At 65.6% G+C, this 20,101-nt stretch carries 12 protein-coding genes; 8 read left to right on the forward strand and 4 right to left on the reverse strand.

Annotated elements, in window-relative coordinates; translation table 11 throughout:
• Positions 1 to 26: 26 nt before the first annotated feature.
• From Pla175_RS08975 to Pla175_RS08990, 4 genes are all read right to left on the reverse strand, one after another.
• Entirely contained in the window at positions 27 to 1,739 is a 1,713-nt protein-coding gene (locus Pla175_RS08975) for a divalent metal cation transporter (protein WP_231954281.1), read from the reverse strand.
• A gap of 202 nt (positions 1,740 to 1,941) precedes the next feature.
• Positions 1,942 to 2,703: a polysaccharide lyase family 7 protein gene (locus tag Pla175_RS08980; protein ID WP_145283353.1), complete on the reverse strand. Its 762-nt coding sequence runs from the start codon at positions 2,701 to 2,703 to the stop codon at positions 1,942 to 1,944.
• A 64-nt stretch (positions 2,704 to 2,767) separates the two neighbouring features.
• Positions 2,768 to 3,520 carry an SDR family NAD(P)-dependent oxidoreductase gene (locus Pla175_RS08985; protein WP_145283355.1) on the reverse strand — a complete coding sequence of 251 codons (753 nt, stop codon included), beginning with the start codon at positions 3,518 to 3,520 and terminating at the stop codon, positions 2,768 to 2,770.
• A 65-nt stretch (positions 3,521 to 3,585) separates the two neighbouring features.
• Complete coding sequence (locus Pla175_RS08990) at positions 3,586 to 4,515, reverse strand: sugar phosphate isomerase/epimerase family protein (RefSeq protein ID WP_145283358.1); 930 nt, start codon at positions 4,513 to 4,515, stop codon at positions 3,586 to 3,588.
• Positions 4,516 to 5,502: 987 nt separating this feature from the next.
• Between Pla175_RS08990 and Pla175_RS08995 the strand changes: the two genes are divergently transcribed.
• The 8 genes from Pla175_RS08995 (at position 5,503) to Pla175_RS09030 (ending at position 20,054) form a co-directional block, all read left to right on the forward strand.
• A complete protein-coding gene (locus Pla175_RS08995) occupies positions 5,503 to 6,669 on the forward strand; it encodes an AraC family transcriptional regulator (protein WP_145283361.1) in 1,167 nt (388 codons plus the stop codon).
• A gap of 465 nt (positions 6,670 to 7,134) precedes the next feature.
• Positions 7,135 to 8,508: a Gfo/Idh/MocA family protein gene (locus Pla175_RS09000; protein ID WP_145292032.1), complete on the forward strand. Its 1,374-nt coding sequence runs from the start codon at positions 7,135 to 7,137 to the stop codon at positions 8,506 to 8,508.
• 177 nt (positions 8,509 to 8,685) lie between these two features.
• Entirely contained in the window at positions 8,686 to 10,134 is a 1,449-nt protein-coding gene (locus tag Pla175_RS09005) for a mandelate racemase/muconate lactonizing enzyme family protein (RefSeq protein ID WP_197527369.1), read from the forward strand.
• Positions 10,118 to 11,740, forward strand: a complete 1,623-nt coding sequence (locus tag Pla175_RS09010; protein WP_145283366.1) for a right-handed parallel beta-helix repeat-containing protein — start codon at positions 10,118 to 10,120, stop codon at positions 11,738 to 11,740. The genes Pla175_RS09005 and Pla175_RS09010 overlap by 17 nt, the downstream gene beginning before the upstream one ends.
• Positions 11,741 to 12,525: 785 nt before the next feature.
• Complete coding sequence (locus Pla175_RS09015) at positions 12,526 to 13,626, forward strand: hypothetical protein (protein WP_145283368.1); 1,101 nt, start codon at positions 12,526 to 12,528, stop codon at positions 13,624 to 13,626.
• 312 nt (positions 13,627 to 13,938) lie between these two features.
• Positions 13,939 to 15,393, forward strand: a complete 1,455-nt coding sequence (locus Pla175_RS09020) for a Gfo/Idh/MocA family protein (RefSeq protein ID WP_145283371.1) — start codon at positions 13,939 to 13,941, stop codon at positions 15,391 to 15,393.
• Between the two features lie 67 nt (positions 15,394 to 15,460).
• Complete coding sequence (locus tag Pla175_RS09025) at positions 15,461 to 17,587, forward strand: sulfatase-like hydrolase/transferase (RefSeq protein WP_145283373.1); 2,127 nt, start codon at positions 15,461 to 15,463, stop codon at positions 17,585 to 17,587.
• Positions 17,588 to 17,807: 220 nt separating this feature from the next.
• A complete protein-coding gene (locus Pla175_RS09030) occupies positions 17,808 to 20,054 on the forward strand; it encodes an amino acid permease (protein WP_145283375.1) in 2,247 nt (748 codons plus the stop codon).
• Positions 20,055 to 20,101 lie beyond the last annotated feature (47 nt).

The following is a 20,101-nucleotide window of genomic DNA, read 5'->3' on the forward strand; positions in this document are numbered from 1 at the left end:
GCGGCGCCAGCGTCTCCGACCGCGAGTCACGCGGCGGGCGCGCCGCGGGTCGCGGCTGCGGGCTTCGCGCGTGTGAACTGCACGATCAGCACCAGGGCGGCGTAGGCCGCTACGAAGCCCAGGCCGAGGTACCCTCCCTTGTCGACGATGGCGGAGACGCCGGCCGCGGTCGCGGCCGCCACGGCGAGCCCCATCAAGATATTCCAGACCCAGCGAGCGGCGCCTGTAGGCGTGTCGTCACCCAGCATGCTGCGGCGGTTCATCATGACGAAGAAGGTGACGTACGCGATCGGCAAAAGCATGGCGCCGTATACCCCGGCAACCACCGTCAACCAGGCGCGGGCGTCCCCCTCCCACAGCAACGGCCAGAAGATGCCGACGGAGGAGACCATGCACCCCAGGCGGAAGGTCCACCCCTGGATGGGACGGTCGAGGATCTCGCACACCACGAACCCAGAGATCAGCATCATCAGAGAGATCGACGAGACGGTCATCGCCACCACGCCTGCCCCGAAAACGACGTTGGCCAGGAGCCTCCCCCCCGTGCCGCTGCCTGTTGTGAACAGCCGCTCCAGCGAGTTCGCCAGGTCGAACGTGTCGCGGCGCACCAGCGTGGCGGCCATCTGCTGTTCGCCCAGGCCGGGCGGGCCGTCGAACTTAAAGCGGCCCTCGGCCTCGGCGGCGTCGCGCGCCTCGAGCAGCCCCGCGTACGCCCCTTCAAACTTCGGCGGCGCCACGACCTGACCCGCGGAGACGACAAACCCCGCCGGCATCCGGCCGTGAAACTGTTGAGCCGACGCGATTACGATGCAGCCCGTGGCCAACACGAACGGGATGAACGTGCCGGTCGAAAGATCGAAGATGGTCAGCCCGCGGAACTCCCTGCCCCAGCCCCGGGTGAGCAATACGTAGGGGAGCAAGAACGTCATGTTGATCCCCACCGCGGCGGCGCCCGCGGCGATCATCACGTCGCGTTGTTCGCTGACGATCAGCTCGCGCCAGTACTGCCTCGCCCCGGGGTCGGTCACTTGGTCGAGAAGCGGTTGCAGCGTGGCCACGGGCTCCCAGAAGTGGCTGAGGTTGGGGATCAGCCCCGCCGCGACGCCGCCCCAGTCGATCCCCCCCTCGAGCAGCGACATCCGGAGCACGACGCCCATGAAGCAGACCACGATCAGGGCGACCACCACCTTCAGCACCAGGTCGTAGAGCTTGACCCCCCAATGCCCGCTGCCGTAACTCCAGGTAACGACCGTGCACAGCACTAGCACAACGCCGGAGACCAACCACTTGCCTAGGTGACTCCCCTCTGGCCCGGGGGCGAGCAGGCCGTCGCCGAGGAAGACCTGCGGGAAGAAGTTCTGCTCGCACACCGCAAAGCACAACGAGTACTGCGGCAGCGACCAAACCATGTTGGCCATCAGCGTCGCCGCCAGCCACGACCAGCCGAGCACCGGGTTGATGTGGTGATTGATCGCGCGGAACGGCCGCTCGCCGGTGGAGAGCGTCACGTAGGCGATGGCGCTCATCATCACCACGCCGATCGCCATCGCGAACGGCTGGAGCCACAGCAGGCTCGTACCGGCCAAGATTCCGAGGAACAGGCTGCTGCCGAGCGACCCGCCCCCCAGCGTCAATGCGCTCTGCAGCCAACCGGGGCCCGACATGCCGACGTACGCCCGTAGCACCGCCAACGGCCCCTGGCGATGAGCCGTTGCGAGCCATTGCCGTTCATCTTCCACGGACCTGCTTGCCACAACGACAGCCTCTTAGATACGGAAGGTGCGCGACGCCACCGGCGCGCCGTGTCGCGCACGGCGAACGCGCCTGACGCAGCCGAGGTAAGAACTAGGACGAGAAGACGCAACGCCAGCAAGAACGCCAGGCCATACTCTCGAGACGCCCGGCGGCAGTCGTGCTTTTCCTGCCGCCGAGTTGATCGGGTCAGTTCGCTAAGGCGGATTTCGACCTGACCCCGTTGGGTTCGTGCGTGACCTGAATCCGATAGATCTCGACCTCTCCATAGGATCCGCTCGAATCTTCTTGGTCTCGATTGGACTGCGTGTAGCAGCCCGCCTTGAAGTAGCAGCCCTTCTTCAGCGCGGCCCAGTCCATCTGGAGCTCGCCGTTGTAGAACACACGCACGCGGCCGCCGCCCGCCTCGATCCGGAGCTTGAAGCGATCGCCGAGTTGGTAGTCGGAGCGGACCTTCAGGTCGCTGTCTCCTTTCCGCTCGATGAGCGTCTTCTCTCCCTCGATCCGCACCATGATCACGTCGTCGTCCTCGTCGTGGATCTGGGCGCACACCACGTGCGGCTTGGTGTCCGGCGTGTGCGTGACCGCCAGGTCGAGTTCCATCACGTGCAACGAGCCGTCATCCGTCCCCCAGCCGATCTCGTCCTTTCCTCCTGGTTTCATCTCGCGTAGCTCTGACCGGGGGTACTTCGAGTTCACGGTGCCCGATCCGTCGCACGAGGCGCGAAACACCACCGCCTCGCCCGAGGGAGCAGTGAAAAAGCAGCTCTCGTCTTCGAACGTCGCGAGCTCGGGGTGCACAACCTCGTCTGGATTCCCCTTTCGCTCTGTGTCGTACGGGAGTGTCAGCTTCCAGCCGTTGAGGTCGAGCACGGCGGACGGGGGCGAGGCGGCCGGCGCTGCGTCGCCGACGGCGACGCCGACAACTGCGAGGAAGATTCGGGAGATCATCGTGTTTCTAGCAGTTCCTGGAGGGTTTCTGGCGCCTTCATGCCTGGGCGCACCGATCGCACGCTTACCTAACGATCTGCATCGTCATGCCGCCGTCGACGACAACCGTTTCGCCGGTCATGAACTCATTGGTCGCCAGCAGGTTGACCACCTGGGCCACGTCTTCGATCTTGCCCTCGCGGTGCAGGGGTATGCGGTTGGCTAGGTTGTGTTTCTGCTGCTCGGGGGTCATCCGCTCGTGAAAGCGGGTGCGGATGATCCCGGGCGCGACACAGTTGACCCGGATGTTGTCGTCCGCGAGGTCGCGGGCGAGCATGCGTGTGAACTGCGCAATCGCCCCTTTCACCGTGCCGTAGACGACCGCCCCGGGGCAGCCGCGGATGCCGGCTGACGACGAGACCAGCAGCACGGCGCCCTCCGGGTTACGCCGCAGGTGGGGCAGCCCAAAACGGCACAGGTGGTACGCGGCGTGGACGTGGACGTCGAACGCACGCATCCAGTCCTCCGGGGCGATCTCGTCGATCCGCCCAGGGGCGGGTCCGCCGGCGTTGTGAACCAGGACGTCGAGGCCCCCGAGCGCAGCGGCGCTCTGCTCGACCAGGGTCTCGATCTGGCTGGGGTCCTCCATGTCTGCCGCGATGAACCGACCGTAGCCGCCCATCGCCTCGATCTCACTAAGCACATCACGAGACGCGTCGTCCTCGCTCCTGCCATTGATCACCACGTTGGCGCCGTGTCGGGCAAAATCGAGGGCGATCGCCGCCCCGATACCTTTGGTGCCGCCGGTAATCAGCGCGCGCTTGTTCTTCAGTTCCATTGCTTGCCGCCGTGTGTCGAGTTTCTTGAAGTAGTCCGCGCGCTAAGTGCGCGACGACGTGTCAACTAACGCTTCAACCACTTGGAAAGGACGCCGTAGTCGCGCTTCAACGCCGCCATGTTCTCTTGGGCGTCCCCCTCGCCCAAGTATTCCACGTGCAGGGACACGGGGCAGTCGATCCCCGAGTTCAAGTGCATTGTGAAGAACTCCGGGTCCACCCTCCCCTGCCCCAGCGGCACGTGCTTGGCCTTCTTGCCGTCCCAGACGAAATCCTTGGCGAACACCGCGCCGATGTGGGGCTTTATTACGTCGTAGTTTAAGGGCCAAGCCAATCCGGCCTCAACCGTGGCGTGGCGGATGTCGAACGCCGAGCCAACCTCGCTGGTGGGGATCCCTTCGAGCAGCATCCGCAGGTCCCAGATCGGAGCTCCGACAAAGTCGGCGCCCGAGTGGTTCTGGTAGACGGCGGCAAGGCCGAGTTCTCGGTTGAGGGCCGCCAGCTCCTTGAGGCGCGGTCGGATCTCGCTGAGCTGCTCCATTACCCCGCGCTTCGGGTCGTATCGATAGAAGCCCATGCGGTACTTCTTGATCCCGAGCGAGGCGCCCGTCCGCAGCACCTTCTCGGTAAGCGGCTGATCGAGGCCCAGCACGTCGGTGCACATGATCGTGATGTCCATCCCCTGCTTCTTCACCGCCTCGAGCTGCTTGGGAAGGTCATCTTCGACGCGTTCCGGCTGGACGTGCCCGCCCTCGCGCACGGTAGACTCGATGCCGTCGAAGCCGATCTCGGCGATGCCGGCGGCCATGTCGTCGTAACTGAGCGATTGCACGAACTTGATGAAAGCACAGACCGGCGGCCGCTTGGCCGAAACCGGCGCGGCGCCGACCAGCCTTCCGGACATCCCCACCGCGGCTGCTGCTGCCAGCGAACGGCCGAGGAATGCGCGACGGTCGAGGCCGTGGCCCAAGATTGAAAGATGCTTGATATCACTCATGATGGAAGGAACTCCTTGTCAGTGGATTGTGGCGTCGAAGGGTGAGTGTTGCGAACAGTGTGAGGCCCGCTAGGATTGAAGCAGTAGGTTCGGGAACCGCGGCAATAGCCGTCGACATCGCCGCTGCGGCGGCCGCCGACGCGTAACCGGATCTCCAGATCTCGTAGTCTCCGGCGTCGACGAGCTGGTTGTTGTTGCCGTCCGCGGCCAGATCGGCGGTGGCGCCGAGGGCGTCGCGTGCAGTGCGGTTCCGCTGGCGTCTTTCTCAGAACCACGCAGGACCACGCCGGAGGCCGAGATCGTGAGCTGTCCAGAGACTTCGTAGTCGCCGGCGCCCAGTAGAACGGCGCCGCGGAAGCCGTCGGACCCCAGCGGCAACGCCGATACCTGATCGATGGCTGCCTGGATGCTCGCGGTATCATCTCCCGAGACCGGAGACAGAGTTATCGCCGTCTGCACGGTGGGCACGGGCGACCGGCCCCCCAGGTAGCCCACGTCAGAAAAGTCGGGCACCCGGTCGCCCTGAGCGTCCGGCGTGTACACAAGCCGGCCAGAATCGCCGCGATACACCCACGAGCTATCTGCGGCAAAGCCCCCGTCGGCGCAGCAAACACACGTCACTCCTAGCCCGTATCGAAGCAAGATGTGGAGGCGCAAGGGCATAGGGATAGGATTAGAAATGACGCGCCGAGCACGATCCGAGGCGCAGCGAAGAGTCCGTACGAAAAGCACGCGAAGCGGGCGATCATCCTGAAGAGGACACGCCTCACTTATTCTATAAGCGACGAGCGACAACCGCCTCAATCCGTTTTTGCGGAATAGAGTTCCGATTTTCCAGTAGCAGCCGACGGCGTCACGCCGTAAGTTAATGGGCGACCGGCCGCGATCATCTCGGCCGGGGCCGGCTCGCCGCGCGAGGGTCGCCTTCGTTCTTGGCGCCGGCAGCAGCACGGCACTCCCTTCGAAGCACGCAGCGTATTGGCCCGTATGCCTAAGACACCGCACGTCGCGTTGTTGATCGAAACCTCACGAGAGTACGCCCGTGGGCTGCTGCGGGGTGTCGCGCGCTACCAGCAAGAGCACGGCCCTTGGTCGATCTACTTCGAGCCCCACGGATTGGACGATCCTCTCCCCGAGTGGTTGGTGGGGTGGAAGGGGGACGGCATCCTGGCGCGCGTCAACAGCCGCGATATGGCCGAAACCATTGTCGCATCCGGCATACCGGCGGTCGACGTCCGCGGAGCGCTCCCAGACGTGGGCCTGCCGTTCATCGGCGTCGACAACGAGCCGGTCTCCAAGCTCGCCTATGAGCACCTGAAGAGCATGGGGCTGAGGAATTTTGCCTTCTGCGGCACGCCTCGGGGTGAGAACCCCAACCAGGATCGCCGTTGCGACTACTTTGTCAGCGAAGTTGAGAAAGACGGCTACTCTTGCGGCACGTGGCTGGGCGAGCAGCAGCGGCTACGCGCCCATAGCTGGGAAGAACAGCAGCAGCAGATCGCCGTTTGGCTACGCGATCTGCCGAAGCCGGTTGGGATCATGACCTGCCACGACGATCGTGGGCAGCAAGTCCTTGACGCCTGCCGACGCGCCGGTGTGTCGGTGCCGGACTCCGCGGCGGTGATCAGCGTCGACAACGACCCGCACCTCTGTAATCTATCGACCCCCACGATGACAAGCATCGACGTCAATCCAAGCAGAATTGGCTACGAAGCCGCTGCGATGCTGCATGGGTTGATGACAGGAAATCAACCACCGCGGCGCGTCACTTTCCTGGGCCCGCCCCGGGGCATCGCCCCACGGCGCTCAACCGATGCGCTCCACATCGAGGATCAGGATGTCGCAGAGGCGGTGCGCTATATCCGTGAGAACGCGACCTCGGGGATCCGAGTAAGCGACATCATCGCCCGCACGAAGACCTCTCCCAGCACCCTCGAGCGGCGCGTGAAAAAGCTGCTCGGACGCACGATAAAGTCCGAGATCACTCGAATCCGGTTGGCGCATGCCAGGCTGCTGCTAAGTGAAACGGAGTTCTCCGTGGCAAAGATCGCAGACAAGGCAGGGTTCTCGGAGCCCAAGTACTTTTGCGAGGTGTTTCGCAAGCACGAGGGAGTGACGGCAACCGAGTACCGTCGGCGATTCCGCGACGAGTAGGCTCGGGGCCCCGCAAACGGGGTTCGGAGACCCCTGCGGCCCGTGTTCGATTTTCGGTGTTGAAATCCGATTAATTGGATCGGCAGGTTTGCAGCCTTCGTTTAGGATCAGAAGAAGTCAGGGCGGTTCAAGCCGCGGAGTAGCCTCTCTCATCCCACGACCTGTGCCGCTTGGTCGGCGCCAAAGTGTTCTGGGCTGTGATGCTCGTGATCGCCGTTCGTCGCGTTGCTCGTTCATCAGCGATTCGGACCATTTAGGCGCCACGGCGACAATCCGGCGAGATGCCCCGACCGCCAACGTCCAGCGATTGGATTTTCGAACATTGGCCGGCGCAGGCCAATCGGCCGGCGCTGTGCCGGAATTCTCCAAATGTCCGCTCGTGCATCGATCACGTGTTGCTTGCAATGACTTGGGCTTACTCGACTAACAAGACCGCTGCCACGAACTACGAAGGATCCAAACGCGATGCCGCTTGAACCCAAAGAGTCGGAGGCCCCTCTCTCCCGGCGAGATTTCCTCCGCACCACGGCGACCACGGCCGCCGTCGCGGCGCCCTACTTCGTGCCGGCCTCGGTCTTCGGCGCTCAGGCGCCGAGCAACCGAATCAACGTGGCCTGCATCGGCGTCGGAAACCAAGGCTTCCTAGACTTGGAGTTGTTCTCTGCGCAACCCGATTGCCGGATGGTCGCCGTGTGCGACGTGAACCAAGGGAGCCCAGGCTACAAAAACCCAGAAGACGTCCGCGGTCGTGAGCCGGCCCGCAAGTTGGTCGAAGGGTTGTACGCAAAGCAGAGCCGCAGCGGGAACTACAAGGGCTGCGACGGGTACGGCGACTTCCGCGAGGTTCTCGCCCGCGACGATGTCGACGCGGTGGTGGTCGTGGCGCCCGATCACTGGCACGAGGCGATCACCATTGCCGCAGCCAAGGCGGGTAAGGACATCTACTGCGAGAAGCCGCTCGGGCTGACCATCGCCGGTCAGCAACGCATGATCAAGGCGGTTCGCGACAACAACCGCGTGCTGCAGACCGGCAGCCACGAACGCTCCAACCCCTACGTCCGCGAAGTCTGCGAGATGGTTCGCGACGGTGCGATCGGAAAGGTCCGGCGGGTGGTCTGCAACATCGGTCGCCACAACAAGGTCGGCCCCGGCCCCGGTTGGAAGCCCATGCCGGTCCCCACGAACCTGGACTACGACTTCTGGCTGGGCCCCGCGCCCGAGGCGCCGTACCACCAGGACCGCTGCCTGTACAACTTCCGCTTCAACTACGACTACGCGGGGGGACAGGTTACAAACTTTGGCGCCCATTCGATTGACATCGCCCAGTGGGGGTTGGGGATGGACCACACCGGCCCGACGCAGATTGAGAGCCTCTACGCCGATTTCCTCCCAGAGGGGAGCCTGTTCAACGCCTCCACTTACTCTGACTTCCGCTGCAAGTACGACAACGGGGTCGTGCTGGAATGCGTTACGGCAGAGCCGGCCGTGCGATGCGCGTTCTTTGGCGACGACGGGGTGGTCAGCATCGACAACCAAGGCCAAAACGCCACGGTGATTCCGCGCGGGCTCGCGCCGGAAGAGCTGCAGAAGCGGGTGAAGTACCACTCGGGGCCCGATCATGTCCGCAACTTCTTAGACTGCGTCAAGAGCCGCAGTGAGCCCGCGGCCCCCGTGGAAGTAGGCCACCGTAGCGCCACGGTTTGCCACATGGGGAACATCGCGCTGCGGCTGGGGGGCAAGTTCGAGTGGAACCCCAAGACCGAAAAGTTCGAAGGGGGTCGTAGCGACGAGGCCAACGCGATGCTCGATCGAGAGCAACGCACCACTTGGTCGAGCTAAGCCCCGAAACTAACTCAACGTCGATCGACGCCCCGCGAACGTTCTGTCTCTTAAGTAAGCGAGAGTTTCATGCCACAGGGGCGCCCTCCCAACGAAGCGGCCGAACCACGAAGGCTTCGGCAAGACAGCGCCGTCGATTCGACGAGGCGCAGCTCGCGCCTTTCGACGGACGTGCGCGTGGTCGGCGTTCAGCTCTACTTCTTGCCGGTGCACACGCGGACGCCGCTCAAGTTTGGCTCCGAGACCCTGACCTCAGTGACGTGTGCGCGTGTTTGCGTCACCGTGTCCGATCGGCTGGGCCGAACGGCCCAGGGGTGGGGAGAGACTCCGCTGAGCGTGGAGTGGGTATGGCCTTCCGCCGCGCCCTACAGCGAGCGGCACAAGGTGCTGTTGGATCTGTGCCGCGATCTCGCCCGGCGCTGGGCGGACTACGACGTCTTCGGCCACCCGCTTGAGGTCGGCCACTCCTTCCAGCGCGACGTGCTTCAAGCCGAACTGGAAAAGAGCCGGACAGCGGGGGACGAACGGCTGCGGGCGCCGCTGCTTGCCGGGCTGCTCTGTTGCTCGCCGTTTGACATCGCTCTCTACGACGCCTACGGGAAGCTGCACGACCGGCCGGTCTTCGGCACGCTAGACAAGGAACACCTTTCGTACGACCTGTCGCACTACTTGCGACCCGCCGCCGACGCGTCGGTTGACTTTCGCAACCGCTTCCCGGGCGACTACCTGGCGGCCAAGCGGCGCGAATCGCTCCCCGCCTGGCATCTCGTGGGTGGGTTGGACCCGCTATCGGAAGGCGACCTCAACGGCAACCAGCCGAAGGACCAGCACCCGGTGCTGTTGGGCGATTGGATCCGACGCGACGGGTTGCGGTGTCTGAAGATCAAGCTGCGCGGGATCGATTCTGAGTGGGACTACCAACGCCTGCTGAACGTCGGCACGCTAGCCCAAAAAACCGGCGTTACACACCTTACGGCCGACTTCAATTGCACCGTCACCGATCCGACCTACGTGATCGACATTCTGGATCGTCTGGAGCGCGACGCCCCCGACATCCACAAGAGCATCCTCTACATTGAGCAGCCGTTCCCGTATGACCTCGAGAACAACCGCATCGACGTCCGCGAGCTAGCCCGCCTCAAGCCGCTGTTGATGGACGAGAGCGCGCACAACTGGGAACTGGTGCGGCTTGGCGCGTCGTTGGGCTGGACCGGCGTTGCGCTGAAGACTTGCAAAACACTTACCGGCGCGCTGCTTTCGCACAGTTGGGCGAGGCCCCACGGAATGGACTTGATGGTGCAGGATCTCACCAACCCCATGCTGGCCCAGATCCCGCACCTGCTGCTGGCCGCGAACATCGACACGCTGCTGGGGGTCGAGACGAACTCTATGCAGTTCTACCCGAGCGCCTCGGAGATCGAAGCCAAGATCCATCCCGGGGTCTACCAGCGGAGGGACGGCCGAGTCGACCTCTCCACCATCCGCGGTCCCGGCTTCGGCTACCGCATCGACGAGATCGCCCGTCAGCTCCCCGAGCCGGCCGCGTCCTTCGGCAAAGTCGCCGAGCCGCTGCGCGGGGCGCCACCCCCGCATATCCGAGCGCGAAGCGATGTCAAGACGCAATGATTCTCGTTCGTTCACGGCCGCATTCCTCTTCGGCGGGATCGGCGTAGCCCTTGCGGCGAACTGCGTCAGGGAAGCCCGCGCGCACAGCCCGCTGCTCTTTGCGATCGGCAATCCCGTCACGAACGTCATGTTCGCCGACGAGCCGAAATACTCGGTGACGATCCTCGACAAGGCTGTGCCGGCGCCGCCCGCGGTCGAGCTTCCCGATACAGCACGCCTTACGGCCGCCGACGTCCGGCGCCTGGCGCCCGCGACCGGCGCCGGGAGCGTGCGGGTCTGCCCGGCCGGCGACCTGCCGCTGTTGGACGAGGCGTTCCGGAGCGACCGCGGCCGCGACCTGCGGCGCCGCCAGGGCGCGGAGTCCGCGCGAGCGATCTTCATCGACTCCGGCGTGCTCACCCTCGACCAAGCAGCCGAGCAACTGGCGGACGCGGAAGTCGCCGAGAACAACCAGGGGGTGGTGACCCTCCGTCTGCCGCTGGTCGTCGGACCGGGGGCAACGCTGATCATCGACGGCGCCCGCACGCCCGAGCTGTGGATGTCGACCGATCGCGGCGCGTTCTTGGCCAATGCGGGGGGTCTGTTCTTGTTTGACGCGGTGGTCACGTCGTGGAGCGAGTCGACCAAAAAGCCTACCGAGTTCGTCAACAAGAAAGAGTTCCGACCTTTCATCTCGTCCTACGTCCGCTCCAAGACCTACGCGGCAGGATGCAAGTTTATGAACCTGGGGTTCGACGCTCCGACGGCCTACGGTTTTAGCCTGTCGAGCCACCCCGAACGCGAACGGGGCGAACCGCGCGACGACTGGCCGACGGGCGCGCTGGTCGACAACGAGTTCCGCGGGCTCTACTACGGGTTCTACTCGTTCGAGGCTCGCGACGTCGCCATCCTCAACAATCTTTATCAAGACAACATCGTCTACGGCATCGATCCGCACGACCGCTCCACGCGGCTCGCCATCGTTGGGAACAAGACCATCGGCACTCTGCAGAAGCACGGCATCATCGGGTCTCGCGGGGTTTCGCACAGCTTTATCTGCGACAACCAGTCGTTCGGCAACGCCGGGTCCGGGGTCATGCTCGACCGACAGTGCAGCCACAACGTCGTCCGCGGCAACCAGGCGTACAACAACGGCCAAGGGATCGCCGTCTACGAGAGCGGGTCCAATGCCGTGTGCGACAACCTTGTCGCGTTCAACAAAGCCTCCGGGGTGCGCATCCGCAACAGCGACTCGATCCTCGTCCAGAACAACACCATTGTCGGCAACGGCGACTACGCGCTTGAGGTCTACGCAAAGCGACTCGACGACCACGACGCCCGCCTCGAGCGGGGAGACACTTACGACGAACAAACGCGGGTGACGTTCCTCGGCAACCGCGTCGGCGGCAACCTCGGTCTCGCCAAGGGGACCGACTTCACGGTGCTCCGACTGGGCGACGTCCGGCCCGTCAAAGACCTGGGCGCCATCGCGACGCGTCTCGGACACACCCCCCCCAAACAGTGCGACAGCGCCGACGCCAAGCTTGGACAGGAGCTCAGCGACGTTGCGCCCCGGATCTCCGCAGCGCTCAAGGGGGGCAATGGGATCGTCGAGGTAAGGCAGTGACCAAGCGCCGCTGTCCGACGGCGCCTGGACCGACGCGCGGGTCGTGCAGAGATCGATGCCATCCTCTTCCATCAGAACCGTGGCCTCACCCCCGTCCAGCTCGACGCATTGCTGACCGCTGGCGCCCCGCCGCACCAGCACCCATTTCAGCCTCACCCTCCCGCTTCCCCTCCCGCCGGTAGCGACCCGTTCGGCGCTTCTCCCCCCCTGCCCTGTCTCCCGCGGCCGACTTCTGTCCTTTTGTCCCGTGTCCGGCCGCGTTTTTTTGGTCGCTTGCTGCCCCGACGAGCGCCGGCGGCCACGTGCCGTAACGACTTACGTCGATTCCCCGGCCGGCGTCCTCCGTCGGAAGGGACAAAACCCTCCCCCTAGCGGACACTTCACCCCCGCCAGCGGACACCTCAGGGACAAAACCGTGCGCCTTTTCTTGCCCGGTGGCTGCCGCGGCGCCGGCGCGCACCTTCGGCGTACCCCCGCGCCCGGGGGGCGACGCCCGCGGCCCCTATTGTCGGGGATGGGGTGGCTAAATGCGACGCAAAAATCGCCGTGAATCCGCGCCGCGGGTGTTGGGTCGCAGGCGCCGCTACAATCACGGGGTCGGACCGCAGCAAGCCGCCGGCAAGATTGTGGGAATTGGAGCGAATGATTTGCAGCCCAGCAGCGAATCATTAGCAGCGTCCGGCGGCGCACAGCGCGACCCCCCCGGGCGCGGCCGATCGTCGACCGGCGGGCTGGCTTGGTAGTAAGTCCGGCGCCGCGTTTGGTTTCTTCCCAGGAGTCCTCGCATGCCCACCATCGTTCAGCGTCCCGCGACACGCGGCCCTGCCTATCAGCAGCACGGCGGGTGGACCGCCCCTTCGCCGGTCGTCACCCCTTCGATCGTTGCTCCCGGCGCCGCTCGCCCGTTCACGCTCGACCAGGAGCTCGAGCCGTTCGGCGCGTGGTCGGGCGGGCCGATCTGGGTCCCCCCCAAGGACGCCAGCGCCGCGCTGGCCGAGTCGATGCTGCGGCGTTCGCGGCCCTTCACCCCGCGGGGTAAGCGCTGGCAGGCGGTGATCGACGCCCACCGGGCCGAGTTTACCCAGGTGCGCGAGATCGACCTGCTGAGGCCGTCGATCCGGCTGCCGCAGGGCCGGTTCTTTGTCACCGTCACCGAGCAGCAGCACTTCGATCAAATTACCGACACGATCCCCGCCTGCGTCCAGACCCGCCTCGACGAGTTCCTGGCCGGCCCCGGCCGGGCGCCGGGGGTCAAGGTCTACTACCTGAAGCCGCTGTGCGTCGAGGCGGGGGACGAGCTGATCCTGACCGACGCCGCCGACGTGCACGCCGCGGTGGCCAAGATCCAGCAAGAAGTGTTTGCCGAGTACCGCCGCTTGGCGTTGGTCCGCCGCCCAGCCGAGGCCGCCCGCGCCGCGGCCAACCTCGCCTTGGCGCTGCCGCGGAGCGTGGTGAACTACTTTGTCGAGCGGCGGCAGAAGGCGATCAACGCGTACCAGGCGCGGCTTGAATTCAAGCGGAGACGGACCGCGCTCGACGCCGCCAACACGCATTGCCGGCTGCGAACCAACGGCTGCACGTTCGACGAGATGCTCGCGCTTACCACCCCGCTCAATCGGGCCGATGTGGTGCAGCAGTACTGCCTAGAACAAGAGCTCTCCAGCGTCCAGCGCAAGCAGCTCTTGAAGATCGCCGCGGGGAGCGTGCCGTGGTTCATGTCGCTGTCGCTCACCATCTCGCACCTAGCGTCGCTGATGGTGGTGGCTTCGAGCCCCGTCATCGTGTGCGACCCGGCGTTCGTCGCCGAGCTGCCCGGCTCGGGGGGCGTGGTGCTGAAGATCGGGCACTTTGACGAGGTGGGCGGGGTGACGCACGTCGAGATTTAGCGGGGCGGACCTTCAAGATCGCGAGGATACGGCTCAGCGGATGGCGTGATTGGGCAAAAGGGGTCTTCATTCTGGCCGACGGCATCGACGTAGGTTCGATGCGTTCTTTCGTTGTCCACCGTGGGCTTTCCAGCCAGGCGCAGTGCGCCTCTCGTCGCAGGTGTTCACCCCAGGTGTTGGGTGGCCGGCGCGTCTGGTGCGAATTAGGATAGGCCCGCGGCCCTAGTGCTGCGCCCCGCGGCGACAACCCATGTCTTGTCGGCCGGCGCCGGGAAACCTTTCTGTCACTATGCTCTCGATCGGAGTCTCGCGATGCCATTGGAAACCGTTAGCAGACGTGACTTTCTCGCCACGTCTGCCGTGGGCGCGGCGTTGGCCTCTGCGCCGGCGGTCGCCCAGACCAACGCCAACAGCCGGCTACGACTCGGCTATATCGGCGTGGGGGGGCGCGCCCAGACGCACATCCACAGCGGGTGCGACCTCTACAATGTCGACGGCTCGGTCGAGATCGCGACCGTCTGCGACGTCTTCAACCGCTATCGCGACGAAACCGCGGCGCGGGTGGCGGCCGTTACTGGCAAGTCCCCCGCCAAGACGGGCGACTACCGAGACATCCTGGCCGATAAGTCGATCGACGCGGTCGTCATCGCCACCCCGGACCATTGGCATGCAAAGCAGACGATCGACGCGCTCCAGGCAGGCAAGCACGTCTACTGCGAGAAGCCGATGACGCACTCCGTTGAAGAGGCGATCCGGGTCTACAAGGCGTGGAAAGAGTCGGGCCTAGTGATGCAGGTTGGCGTGCAGTCCACCTCGCTGCCGGTGTGGGGAGCGATCAACGAGCGCATCAACGCCGGCGGGTTCGGGAAGATCTTGCAGTACCAGACCGAGTACTTCCGCAACTCCGACCTCGGCCAGTGGCGCTACTACAAGCTGGCCGAGGACATGACGCCCAAGAACATCGACTGGAAGATGTTCCTCGGCGCCGACCTGGGCCTGGCGCCCCAGATGCCGTTCGACCGGGCCAAGTTCGCCCAGTGGCGTTGCTACTGGGATTTTGGCGCGGGGATGTTTACCGATCTGTTCGTGCACCGCACCACCTCGATGCTCAAGGCGACCGGGCTCCGCTTTCCGGGCCGCGTGGTGGGCGCAGGGGGCATCTACCTAGAGTACGACGGCCGGGGCGTGCCGGACGTAGCAACCGTGGTGGCCGACTTTGACGAAGGGGTCCAGGGCCTGGTGACCGCTACCATGTGCAGCGGCGAGACCCCCATCAAGCAGGTGATCCGCGGCCACCACGCCTCGGCGGTGCTGGGGGTCGGCGAAGGCTTCTCGGGCTACGACTTCGTCGCGGAGCGCCCCCAGGTGACCCACGACAGCTCGATCGTCAGCGAGCGGGTCAAGGTGGGTGGGGTCGAGAACAGCTCGCTGGCGCACTTCAAGAACTTCGTCGACGCGGCCGTGGCCGGCAGGCCTGAGCTGGTGAACTGCTCCCCCGAACTGGGCGCCGCTGCCATGACCGTCGTGAAGCTCGGCTCGCGCAGCTACCGCGAGGGGAAGGTGTTCCACTTCGACCCAGACAATCTTACCTACTCCGACGGCAGCAGCGCCTGGGCCGACCGGTGGGAGAAGATGTCCGCCGAAGGCGCCGCCCCACGCCACGTGCCAGGCTGGACGGCCGGCGACAAGGGAAGCGTGCTCTTCCCCAGCGAATACCAGAAGCTGGCCGGCCCATGGGTCAACGGCAAAGACCCGGCAGACGCCTAGCACGCTTGCCGCCCGGCAAACGTCCCCCCGCAACCGACCCTGCCGTACAACTAGGGAGCCCCTTTCGATGACTCGACTTTGCACGATCGCGTTTTCTGCCTTGCTAATGGGGATCGCCGGCGCGTGGAGCGTCTGCCTCGCCGACGCCCCCCCTGCCCCGCGGGTGCTGCTGATCGGCGACTCGATCTCTATCGGGTACACCCCGTTTGTGACGTCGATGTTGGACGGAGAAGCGGACGTCACCCGGATCAAGGGGAACGCCGCCTCGACGACGAAGACGCTGCAGCGGATCGACGAGGTGCTCGGCGATGAGCCTTGGGACGTGATCCACTTCAACTGGGGGCTCCACGACCTTTGCTACCGCAGCCCGGATTCCAAAGAGCAGGGCAACCGCGACAAGATCAACGGGGTGCTTTCGACCACGCTTGACCAGTACGAGCAGAACCTGAACACGCTGGTCGAGCGTCTGGAGAAGACCGGCGCCAAGCTGATCTGGGCGTCGACCACCGTCGTGCCCGAGGGGGAGGCGGGCCGGTTTGTCGGCGACGACGTCAAGTACAACGCGGTCGCGGCGCGCGTGATGCAGCAGCACGGCGTCGCCGTTAACGACCTGTACGAGGTGTCGGCGTCGTTCCCCGCGACGGACTTCGTCGGCCCCGGCAACGTGCACTTCACGCGCGCGGGCTACAAGAAGCTGGCCGCCCCCGTGGCCGAGAGCATCCGCACGGCCCTCCGGCAGCCGGCCACCGACAAGGCAGAGAGCCGTCCCCCCAACATAGTCGTCGTGCTGGTAGACGACCTGGGCTGGATGGACCTGGGCTGCCAGGGGTCGGACTTCTACAAGACCCCCAACATCGACCGACTGGCCGCCGGCGGCATCCGGTTCACCAACGGCTACGCCGCGTGCGCGGTTTGTTCGCCTACCCGCGCGGCGTTGCAGACGGGCCGGTACCCGCACCGCGTGGGGGTGACGGACTGGATCCGGTCGCGGTTCCAACGCGGGGGGATGGGGACGCCCGAGGAGAACCCCACGCAGTACGTGGGGGGCAAGGGCCGCAAGCTGCTGTGCCCCCCCAATCCGTACTGGATGGAGCACGAGGAATTGACGATCGCCGAGCTGCTGCGTGACGCAAAGGATTACCGCACCGGCTACGTCGGCAAGTGGCACTTGGGCGACCCCGATTGGTACCCGGAGAAGCAAGGGTACCAGGAGAACCGAGGAGGCTGCGACTACGGCCAGCCCCCGTCCTATTTCGATCCCTTCCATCAGCCGAACAGCGCGGACGCGAGCCTCCGCAGCGGCATCTACCACCTGCCGGGCAAGCAGCCGGGGCAGTTCCTTACGCACCGCGAGGCCGACGAGGCCGAGGCGCTGATCCGCCGGTGGAAGGACGAGCCGTTCTACATCCAGGTGAGCCACTACGCGGTCCACACGCCCATCCAGGCCATCGAGGAAGTAGCCCAGCGGTACCGCCAGTCGCCCGGGCGGCTGCAGACCAACGCCAAGTACGCGGCGCTGGTGGAATCGGTCGACGATTCGGTCGGTCAGATCCTCCGCACGCTGGAAGAACTGGAGTTGTCGGATCAGACGCTGGTGATCTTTACCAGCGACAACGGCGGCCTGCTGGGCCCCACCAACAACGCCCCGCTCCGCAGCGGCAAGGGCTTTGCGTACGAGGGGGGGATCCGCGTCCCCTTCATCATGAACTGGCCCGGCCGTATCCCGGGGGGCAAGGTGAACGACACTCCCATCGTTTCGATGGACGTCCTGCCGACGGTGCTCGCGGCCGCGGGGGTCGAGCCGCCGGCCGACCGGCCGATCGATGGCGTCTCGCTGCTTCCCCTTGCGCTGTCGGGGGGCGCCGATGCACTCCCCACGCGGCCGCTGGTTTGGCACTTCCCGCACTACCGCGAGGCGCCGGGGCCCTACTCCATCATCCGCGACGGCGACTGGAAGCTGATCAAGTACTGGCAGGGGGAGAACGAGCTCTACAACCTGAAGCGCGACCTGAGCGAGACCAACGACCTGGCCGGCGCGGAGCCGGAGAAGGCCGCCGAGCTCGAAGCCATGCTGCTGGCGCTGCTGCGACAACAGGACGCGAGGCTCCCGCGTCCCAACCCCGACTACGCGGGCGCCCCGGCGCAGCAGAAGCCTTCCCGAGCGCTCGGCGCCAGGCCCGTCGGCGCCGGCTAAGCCGCGCGCCCGGCGAGATCTTCGTGTTGACAATGGTTTTGTGCGGGGGGAGACTGCTGCGGCCGAACCGGCGGCGGGCGGGTCCCGTGATCGGTTCGGCAGGTTCAGCGCCTCTCCGCTTGCCAAGCAGAACCAAGAGTGCTGCGCAACGATAATCACTTCAATTCGCTCATCGGGCAGCCTCGGCGGCGGGCCGTGACGAACTCTCGCTGGGATGGCGATGTCCGCTGGCGAGACCGCTAAGGATCATCAACACGCAAAGTTCGGCGCGCTGGGCGGGGTGTTTACCCCGTGCACGCTCACGATCTTAGGCGTCATTATGTTCCTGCGGTTCGGCCAGGTGGTCGGGCAGGCGGGGTTCTGGGGCAGCATCGCGATCGTGCTGGCCGCCAAGGCCATCACCACGCTGACCAGCCTGTCGCTGTCGGCCATCGCCACCAACACGCGTGTGCGCGGCGGGGGCGCCTACTACCTCATCAGCCGCAGCCTCGGCGTGGAGTTCGGCGGCGCGATCGGGATCGTCTTCTTCCTGGCGCAGGCCATCTCGGTGGCGATGTACGTGATCGGCTTCACCGAGGCGTTGGTCAACACGTTCCCCTCGCTCGCCCCCTCCAGCACGTGGGTGGCGTCGGTGGTGAACCTGGCGACGTTCGCGTGCGTGTACGTGGGCGCGGGTTGGACCATCAAGGTGCAGTACGCCATCCTGGCCGTGCTGGGGGCGGCGCTGACGTCGTTCTACCTGGGGGCGGCCGGCCAGTTTTCCGTAGGGGTGCTGCAAGAGAACCTCGCGCCCCACTACCTGGCGGGCGAGAACTTCTTCTCCATCTTTGCGCTCTTCTTCCCGGCCGTGACCGGCATCATGGCGGGGGCCAATATGTCGGGCGACCTCAAGAGCCCGGCGCACGCCATCCCGCGGGGCACCCTGGGCGCCGTGGCGGTAACCGCGCTGATCTACCTGTCGCTCGCCTGCGTGCTGGCCGGGGTCCGACCGCACCAAGAACTGATCGCCAACAACTTCGTCATGCGCGACGTCGCGGCCTGGCCCATCCTCATCACCGCCGGCGTGTTCGCCGCCACGCTCTCCAGCGCGTTGGGGTCGATGATGGGCGCCCCGCGCATCCTGCAGGCCCTGGCCCGCGACGACGTGTTCCCGTTCTTGCGGTTCTTCGGCGCCGCCAGCGGCAAGTCGAGCGAGCCGCGGCGGGCCGCGGTGCTGTCGTTCGTGATTGCGCAGTGCTGCGTCCTGCTGGGCGACCTGAACGCGATCGCGCCGATCATCACGATGTTCTTCATGATCACCTACGCGCTGCTGAACCTGGCCACCTTCTTCGAGGCGGTCACCAAAAACCCCAGCTACCGCCCCACCTTCCGCTACTGCCACTGGTCGCTGTCGCTGCTGGGCGCCGTGGGGTGCCTGGCGGTCATGCTGCTGATCAACTGGGCGTGGGCGGTGGGTTCGATCGTCGTGATCGCCGCCATCTACGGCTACATCCAGTACCGTGAGATCGAGGCCCGCTGGGGCGACCTCCAAGGGGGCGTCGTCTTCGAACGCGCCCGCAGGTCGCTGTTGCGCCTCGAGGCGATGTCGTACCACCCCAAGAACTGGCGCCCGATCGTGCTGGCCATGTCGAGCAGCGCCTGGAACCGCCCCCACCTGGCAATCTACGGCGAGTGGCTGACCGCCGGCCACGGCATCCTGACCCTGGCGCAGGTCGTGTGCGGCGACGTCGAGAAGCACGCCGAGCGACGCGAGAGCTACGAGCGGGCCCTGCGGAAGTTCATCGAGAAGCAAGAGCTGTTGGCGTTCCCCACGGTGGTGATCGCCCCCTACCCGTCGGACGGCATCGAGTCGCTCGTGCAGTGCCACGGCATCGGCGGGTTCAAGCCGAACACCGTGCTGATCGGTTGGCCCAGGTCGGAGGAGAAGGCCGAGGCGTTCGGCGCCACGCTCCGGCTGCTCGCCCGGCTGCGGCGCAGCATCATCTGCGCGCGGCTGCTGCGAGACGACGATGACGACGAGCCCGCCGAGGGCGAAGAAGAGCAGCCGCGCGACGACGCCTGGTTCGTCCCAGAAGGGACCATCGACGTGTGGTGGCGCGGCATGGAGAACGGCGAGCTCATGCTGCTGCTGGCGCACCTGCTGAACCGGAACCCATCGTGGCGCCGCAACCCGATCCGCGTGCTGCGGATCGTCCCCAACGAAGAGGCCGTGCAGGAGGTGCGCGGGCACATCGCCAACCTAGCGGCCGACTCGCGGATCCGCATCGAGCCGGTGGTGATCGTCGCCAAGGACCCGCCGGCCGTGATCCAGCAGGCCTCGCGCAACGCGGCGCTGCTGCTGCTGGGCTTCGAGGCGCCCAAGGAGGGAGACGAGAAGTCTTTCTACCGCAGAATGGACGAGCTCGCCGGCGGCTTGCCGCGGGTGCTGTTTGTCGACAGCGCCGGTGGGATGACGCTAGAGTCGTAGGGGCTGTGTCGTCAGACGGGGCAAGGATGCTAGAATCTGGATAGGGG

The sequence above is a fragment of the Pirellulimonas nuda genome, from assembly GCF_007750855.1.
GTDB classification, from domain to species: domain Bacteria; phylum Planctomycetota; class Planctomycetia; order Pirellulales; family Lacipirellulaceae; genus Pirellulimonas; species Pirellulimonas nuda.

Bases quoted from the DNA above. Each gene is read 5' to 3' on its own strand.
- Pla175_RS09000 (WP_145292032.1), top strand. From the start codon at position 7,135: ATGCCGCTTGAACCCAAAGAGTCGGAGGCCCCTCTCTCCCGGCGAGAT.
- Pla175_RS09010 (WP_145283366.1), top strand. From the start codon at position 10,118: ATGTCAAGACGCAATGATTCTCGTTCGTTCACGGCCGCATTCCTCTTC.
- Pla175_RS08985 (WP_145283355.1), bottom strand. From the start codon at position 3,520: ATGGAACTGAAGAACAAGCGCGCGCTGATTACCGGCGGCACCAAAGGT.
- Pla175_RS09030 (WP_145283375.1), top strand. From the start codon at position 17,808: ATGTCCGCTGGCGAGACCGCTAAGGATCATCAACACGCAAAGTTCGGC.
- Pla175_RS08990 (WP_145283358.1), bottom strand. From the start codon at position 4,515: ATGAGTGATATCAAGCATCTTTCAATCTTGGGCCACGGCCTCGACCGT.
- Pla175_RS09025 (WP_145283373.1), top strand. From the start codon at position 15,461: ATGACTCGACTTTGCACGATCGCGTTTTCTGCCTTGCTAATGGGGATC.
- Pla175_RS09015 (WP_145283368.1), top strand. From the start codon at position 12,526: ATGCCCACCATCGTTCAGCGTCCCGCGACACGCGGCCCTGCCTATCAG.
- Pla175_RS09020 (WP_145283371.1), top strand. From the start codon at position 13,939: ATGCCATTGGAAACCGTTAGCAGACGTGACTTTCTCGCCACGTCTGCC.
- Pla175_RS08995 (WP_145283361.1), top strand. From the start codon at position 5,503: ATGCCTAAGACACCGCACGTCGCGTTGTTGATCGAAACCTCACGAGAG.
- Pla175_RS08980 (WP_145283353.1), bottom strand. From the start codon at position 2,703: ATGATCTCCCGAATCTTCCTCGCAGTTGTCGGCGTCGCCGTCGGCGAC.